Below are 6,727 nucleotides of genomic sequence, written 5' to 3'. Positions count from 1 at the left end.
GTTTTCCTTCTTCTTTGACAACTTTTCCGGCTGCCATAGAATGCTGACGAATCAATTCATGAAGTTCCTGACGATCGCCACCGGCTTTGACCGCATCCATCATGATATTTTCGGTAGCCATGAAAGGAAGCTCTTTTTGAAGATTGGCTTCGATGACTTTTGGATACACAACTAAACCATCTGTGATGTTTAAGTACAAATCCAGGATGCCATCAGTAGCTAAGAAGGCTTCCGCAATGCTGATACGTTTATTGGCGGAATCATCCAAGGTTCTTTCAAACCATTGCGTGCTGGCAGTAATAGCCGGGTTTAACGCATCGCACATGACATAGTTGCTTAAAGCGGCAATACGTTCAGAACGCATAGGATTGCGCTTATAAGCCATAGCACTGGAACCAATCTGACCTTTCTCAAAAGGTTCTTCAATTTCTTTCATGTGCTGCAGCAGGCGAATATCGTTGCTGAACTTATGTGCACTTTGTGCGATGCCCACCAAAACACTTAAAACCTGCGTATCGTATTTTCGTGTATAAGTCTGCCCGGAAACAGGGAAGTAAGCATCATAACCAAGCTTTTCACAGATCTTGGCATCCAGGGCTTTTACTTTATCGGTATCGCCTTCAAAAAGCTCCATAAAGCTTGCCTGTGTACCGGTAGTTCCTTTACATCCTAACAGTTTTTTATTTTCCAAGAGATGTTCGATCTCCAGATAATCCATATACAAATCCTGTGCCCATAAGCTGGCTCGCTTACCAACGGTAGTTGGCTGGGCCGGTTGAAAATGCGTGAAAGCTAAACAAGGCATATCCTTATACTTTAAGGCGAATGTTTTTAATTCAGCCAAAATGTTTACAATCTTGGTCTGAACTAAACGCAAGGCTTTATGCATGATGATCAGATCGGTATTATCGCCGACATAACAGGAAGTAGCACCTAAATGAATGATTCCTTTTGCCTTAGGGCATTGTTGCCCATAAGCATAAACGTGAGACATTACATCATGACGCACGATCTTTTCACGCTCTTTCGCAACATCGTAATTGATATCATCTTTATGTTCAATCAGTTCGTCGATCTGCTCATCAGTGATATCCAAACCGAGCTCTTTTTCACTTTGTGCAAGTGCGATCCAGAGCTTTCTCCATGTCTTGAATTTTTTATTGTTGGAGAAAATAGCCTGCATTTCTTTTGAGGCATATCTCTGAGAAAGAGGAGACTGATAAAATTCATTCATTCTATTCACCAAACCCCATTCGTTTAAAGACTTCCTGATAAGCGCCTTCCGGATCCCCTAAATCACGACGGAATGTGTCTTTATCCAAATGTTTACCTGTTTTCATATCCCAATAGCGACATGTATCTGGACTGATTTCATCCGCAAGAACAATTTGTCCATCGCTTGTTTTTCCAAATTCCAGTTTAAAGTCGATCAGTTCGATGCCAATCTGGGCAAAGAAATCTTTAAGCACATCATTCACTGTAAAGGCATATTTTGTGATCGTATCGATTTCTTCCTGTGTAGCAGCACCGATGGCTCTGGCCATATAAGAGTTGATCAGCGGATCTCCTAAATCATCATCTTTATAGCTGAATTCCAAAGTAGAGCATTTCAATTCAGTTCCTTCCGGAATTCCTAAACGTTTAGAAAAGCTTCCGGCTGCCTTATTACGAATGATCACTTCCAATGGAATGATCGAAACACGTTTTACCACTGTACGACGATCATCCAGCTCTTCTACAAAGTGTGTAGGTACACCTTTTTCTTCCAAAACCTTCATCAAGTAGTTTGTCATGCGGTTGTTGATGGCACCTTTTCCAACGATCGTACCTTTCTTTTGACCGTTAAATGCTGTCGCATCATCTTTGTAGTCAACGATCACACAGTTTGGATCGTCTGTGGCATAGACTTTTTTGGCCTTACCTTCGTAAATCATGTCCATTTGTTTCATGTCATTATCCTCCATCTGTAACAGTACTATTATACTTTAGTGATATAGGCAATTCAATGTCAATTTCCCAACGTTTCACTTTTTTAGAGAGCTATTTTCTTGAACAAGAAACACTTTTGAACATGAAATCTGTCTGGAGAAAAAGGTATTCTATAGATACTGCTAGACACATATTGTATAATAGGGGATGGGAGCGTGAAGTATGAAAACATTATCGATAGTATCGACAAAATTAAGTGCCTTTCTTTTACGATTGATTGGCCGTGGTGGTTCTTTACCAGGCTCAATCGGTTTAAAAATAGATTCAAATATTTTATCTGAATTATCCTTTTCTGGCCCTATCATTCTTGTCACCGGAACAAACGGAAAAACAAGTACCGCCAATATGATTGCCGATGTTTTATCAACAGCCGGATATGATGTAATCTCTAATCGAAAAGGCGATAATTTAAAAGCCGGTATCGTAACTACTTTATTGACACAGGCAACACTTACAGGAAAAGTTAAAGCCACCGCCTGTGTTCTGGAAGTTGATGAGTTAAACATTCGACATATTTTATCGGCAATACCGGTTACGGCCCTGGTTATAAATAACTTTTTCAGAGATCAGTTAGATCGTGCCAGAGAAATGGAGCAGTTGATTCATTCCATTGAAAATGTACTGCCTGAGTATGATAAAGAATTGATTTTGAACGGAAATGATCCTAATGTACTACGTTTAGCACTTTGTGCACCAAAAGCGCATTGTACATATTTTGGAATTGACAAAAATCAATATTCTGTGGCATCCACTAAAGAAGCCAGCGAAGGAAAATTCTGTCCAAAATGTGGTCATAAACTGGAATATGAGTATTATCAGTATTCACATATCGGTTCTTTCCACTGTTCAAATTGTGATTTTAAAACACCATCACTGGATGTTTGTTTACAAAATATTGATCTGGAAAAAGAAACATTTGTGTACGACAATCAAACCATACATTCACCATATGAAGGGATGTATTCCATGTATAATTGTGCTGCCGTGATTGCCCTTGCGCAGTTTTTACACATTGATATAAAATATGTCTTATATGTCTTTCAACATGCGCCGCAGCCAAAGGGAAGAAATGAGCATTTCAAGAAAGATCAAAAGGAATGTATTTTGAATTTGATCAAAAATCCAACCGGTGCCAATGAAGTCATGAAAGTTATTGATAAGGACGAAGACGATAAGGTTGTCTGTATCGTTTTAAACGATCATGAGCAAGATGGTACGGATGTCAGCTGGATCTACGATACTTTCTTTGAAAAGGTTTGTAAGCCTTCGACAAAAAAAGTCGTTTGTACAGGAACCAGAGCCTATGATATGGCTTTGCGCATCTATTATGAAAACTATAAGGGACCGATTGAAATTGCCGAATCAATCGAGCAAGCTATTCATTCCTCTCTTTCTGACAGTTTAAAATGTTATGCGATTGCGACATATACGGCCTTATTGCCAACGCGAAATGCCATAGTAAAGGAGATGTCAAAATGAGCCACTCAATAAAAGTATGTTGGATGTATCATGACATCATGGATCTTTACGGAGACAAAGGAAACATGATGGTTTTACAAAAGCGATGTGAAGATCGCCAGATTGATTTTCATCTGGAAACTTGTGCTATCGGCGAAAAGAAAGATCTTTCATCGTTTGATCTGGTGTTTTTAGGTGGCGGCGCCGATAAAGAACAAATCAGTTTAATTCCTGATTTATTAAAACGTAAAGAAAACATCCAGAAAGCCATGGACGAAAACACCTTTATTTTATTGATCTGTGGCGGTTATCAGCTCTTTGGTCAATACTATATTGCCGCTGATGGATCTCGTATTGAAGGTCTTAAATTTTATGATTATTATACGGATACCGGAAAGCAGGGAACTCGTTGTATCGGAAACATTATCATTGATGCGAAATTAGATGAACTTCACACAAAGATCATTGGCTTTGAAAACCATGGCGGGCAAACATTACATGTTACACATCCACTTGGTAAAGTCTTACATGGGTTTGGTAATGCCTTTGATGCCGGCTATGAAGGATTTTATGATGGGAAAATTCTGGGTACTTATCTGCATGGGCCGTTATTGCCTAAAAATCCAGATGTTGCGGACTTCGTGATCACAAAAGCCATTCAGAAAAGAAATCCTGATTTTACGATAAACGATTTAAAACCGCTGGATAATACGTTTGAGGAAAACGCAAGAAAGGCGTTATTAAAACGATTCCAGATTCAGGAATAGGAGGAAGTGTTTTATGAAAAAAATACTGTCTGTATTATGTTCGATCTTTATCGTTTTACTGTTTACCGGTTGTCAGGAAAAGGATCCGACAATCTCTTTAAAAAAGGATGTAACCTTTGAATTAAAAGATGTTATGACGATTACCAACGATGAATCCAATTCAATCTATTATTACTATATGGCAACGATCACCAACGATTCAAAGGATACCTATTCGACCAATGACGTTGTATATTCCATAACCGATGATGGCAAAGAACATTTAAATCCTATTGACCAACATGAATCGATGCCGATCACAACGGTCTTACCAGAACAAACTGCCTATGTCTATGGATATATCGGCTTCCCCAATAATAATCAAAATGACATGGGATTCTATTTTAAGGATTCAGGTGAGTTCTTATCCTTTAACAACGTTAATGTTCGTAAGGCAACGAATCAAGATATCAAGGAATCAGAGGATTTGGAATTTACGATGTACGAAGACAATGCCTTAAAGATCGAAATCAATGCCGAGGATGTAAAAGCACAGTTTGAAAATGGAAAGACAACACTATCGGATTTGAAAATCACCTATACCAATAAAACCGAACAACAGATCGTTGTTCCTTATCTGGTACCTAAAGCAGATCTAAATGGAATCTTACTTACAAATTATACGGATAAAGGTGATTTTTCTTCCATGAATGAAGATAAAATCAAAAAAATTGATTTTACAACCAATGGATTAGTCCCTAAGACCGATCCAATTGAGGGTAAAGCCTTTGGATACATGGTTGAATATTTAGATCCGGAGCAGAGCATTGAATGTAACGTTGGTTTTACATTCGAGAATGCTGCCATCAACTATCAAAGCAAGAATAAAGATTGCTTCGATATTCATTTGGTTTCCAGTGCCTTTGGCATTACGCATGACATGACGGTTTCATATTAATAACACAAACAAGACAGGACGATTTGAATACAGTTTTCAAAATACTCCTGTCTTTTTTTACTTTCTCGGTTTTCCTGTAGTTTTACGGATGATCAGTTCCGGTTCATATTCCAGACGCAATATATAAGGATGTGACTTTTGCGTATTATTTTTTAGATGTTTTTTATAGATGATATCGACTGCTTCTTTTCCTTTTAAAAACGTTGCATGTTCGATTGTTGTCAACGAAATATTCGGAAGAGAAGACATCAGAATATTATCAAAGCCAGCCACGGAAAAATCCTTCGGAACTTTATAACCCTCACTTTTCAAAGCCGATAATACGCCTAGTGCTGTCATATCGTTATTGGCCAAAAAGGCAGTGGAATCCGTTCCTTCTTCCAAAGCTTCCATGGTGAGTTCGTAACCAACCTGATATTCGATATTTTCGGTCTGAATGCTTTCGTACTGCGCTAAAGACATGGTTTTTAATTGGATGTTTTGAACATCCTTACCTTGATCTTCAAAGGCATGAATCAATCCTTCATAACGATGGATACGAGAAATTTCTTTACCCATGACAGGTGCAGAGATAAAGGTGATATTCTCATGTCCCAAGTTAAGCAGATATTCACCCATTAAATGACCGGCTCTTACACCATTTAATTCCACCGAGTCAAAACGACTGCCCTGTGGTTTATCACCGATAGAGACAACCGGCATTCTTTTAAACAAAGCGTTTGCCTTTGAAATCTTGGTAGGGGGATAGAGATAGATGATGCCAGCTAAATCCAAATTGGATAAAAGCTCATAGTAAGAGTCTTCCTGTTGTACATTTCGCATGGTCGTAATCGTAAAGACCGAGTAATTATGCTTCTTTGCCTCGTAAACGATAGAATGAATCAAAGTCGCATAATAGCTATTTGAAAGGTGAGGGGCAATCACTACAATTGTTTGATGAAGATCTTTCTGACTTGATTTCGACTTGTGGATTTCATTTTTATAGCCTAGCTTTTTGGCAGCCTGCAATACGATATCCTGTGTTTCTTTGGAAAAGGAAACATTCTCTTTATGTGAAAGGATCATTGAAACGGTAGATTGTGACAATCCGGTATATTCGGCAATATCACGTGTTGTTATTTTTTTACGTTTTCCCATAATGTTCTCCTTAAAATTTTGATTTATTTTGAATAATCAATTTCAATTAATCAAATTATTTTTGATTACTAATATTATACTTTTGATTAATTGGTTGTGCAAAAAAAAACGTTAAAATCAGGACTTTGATCATTCTAAAAAGTCAATGAATTTTTCAATGAATTAATCAGATATTTTGATTAATTAAAAATGCCTGAAAATCCTATATTTAAAGGCATTTACAAGTTTGACAACCTATTTTATGTGGGTTAGATTTACAGTGTATGAATACTATGGATGGAGGGGTACTATGTACGATGTAATCATAATTGGAGCCGGTGTCAGCGGTAGTGCAATTGCCCGTGAATGTTCACGCTTTCCGCTAAAAATTGCGGTTCTTGAAAAGTGTGAAGACGTTTGCTGCGGAACTTCCAAGGCAAACAGTGCAATCATTCATGCT

General features: G+C 37.9%; 7 protein-coding genes. 4 read left to right on the top strand and 3 right to left on the bottom strand.

Going from position 1 to position 6,727, the window contains the following annotated elements:
• Both purB and purC read right to left on the bottom strand, forming a co-directional pair.
• A partial coding sequence (purB, locus tag U0M88_RS00630; protein WP_331868590.1) for an adenylosuccinate lyase occupies nt 1-1,234 on the bottom strand: 1,234 nt, incomplete at its 3' end.
• Between the two features lies 1 nt (nt 1,235).
• Nucleotides 1,236-1,949: a phosphoribosylaminoimidazolesuccinocarboxamide synthase gene (purC, locus tag U0M88_RS00625; protein WP_168964539.1), complete on the bottom strand. Its 714-nt coding sequence runs from the start codon at nt 1,947-1,949 to the stop codon at nt 1,236-1,238.
• A gap of 202 nt (nt 1,950-2,151) precedes the next feature.
• Between purC and U0M88_RS00620 the strand changes: the two genes are divergently transcribed.
• From U0M88_RS00620 to U0M88_RS00610, 3 genes are read left to right on the top strand one after another with little or no spacing between them, the layout of a single operon-like run.
• A complete protein-coding gene (locus tag U0M88_RS00620) occupies nt 2,152-3,468 on the top strand; it encodes a MurT ligase domain-containing protein (RefSeq protein ID WP_331868589.1) in 1,317 nt (438 codons plus the stop codon).
• Complete coding sequence (locus tag U0M88_RS00615; RefSeq protein WP_331868588.1) at nt 3,465-4,214, top strand: type 1 glutamine amidotransferase; 750 nt, start codon at nt 3,465-3,467, stop codon at nt 4,212-4,214. The genes U0M88_RS00620 and U0M88_RS00615 overlap by 4 nt, the downstream gene beginning before the upstream one ends.
• A gap of 13 nt (nt 4,215-4,227) precedes the next feature.
• On the top strand, nt 4,228-5,151 hold the full coding sequence (locus tag U0M88_RS00610; RefSeq protein WP_331868587.1) for a hypothetical protein: 924 nt from the start codon (nt 4,228-4,230) through the stop codon (nt 5,149-5,151).
• 57 nt (nt 5,152-5,208) lie between these two features.
• Here U0M88_RS00610 and U0M88_RS00605 read toward each other — a convergent pair whose 3' ends face one another.
• Nucleotides 5,209-6,288 (bottom strand): LacI family DNA-binding transcriptional regulator, encoded by a 1,080-nt coding sequence (locus tag U0M88_RS00605; RefSeq protein ID WP_331868586.1) that lies wholly within the window; start codon nt 6,286-6,288, stop codon nt 5,209-5,211.
• Nucleotides 6,289-6,529: 241 nt separating this feature from the next.
• On the opposite strand from U0M88_RS00605, the gene U0M88_RS00600 reads away from it, so the two are divergent.
• On the top strand, nt 6,530-6,727 hold a 198-nt coding region (locus U0M88_RS00600), incomplete at its 3' end, for an FAD-dependent oxidoreductase (protein ID WP_331868585.1).

This window comes from Faecalicoccus sp., assembly GCF_036552745.1.
Lineage (GTDB): Bacteria > Bacillota_I > Bacilli_A > Erysipelotrichales > Erysipelotrichaceae > Faecalicoccus.
Note: the sequence above shows the minus strand (reverse complement) of the source record. Positions and strands in the feature narration are given on the sequence as shown.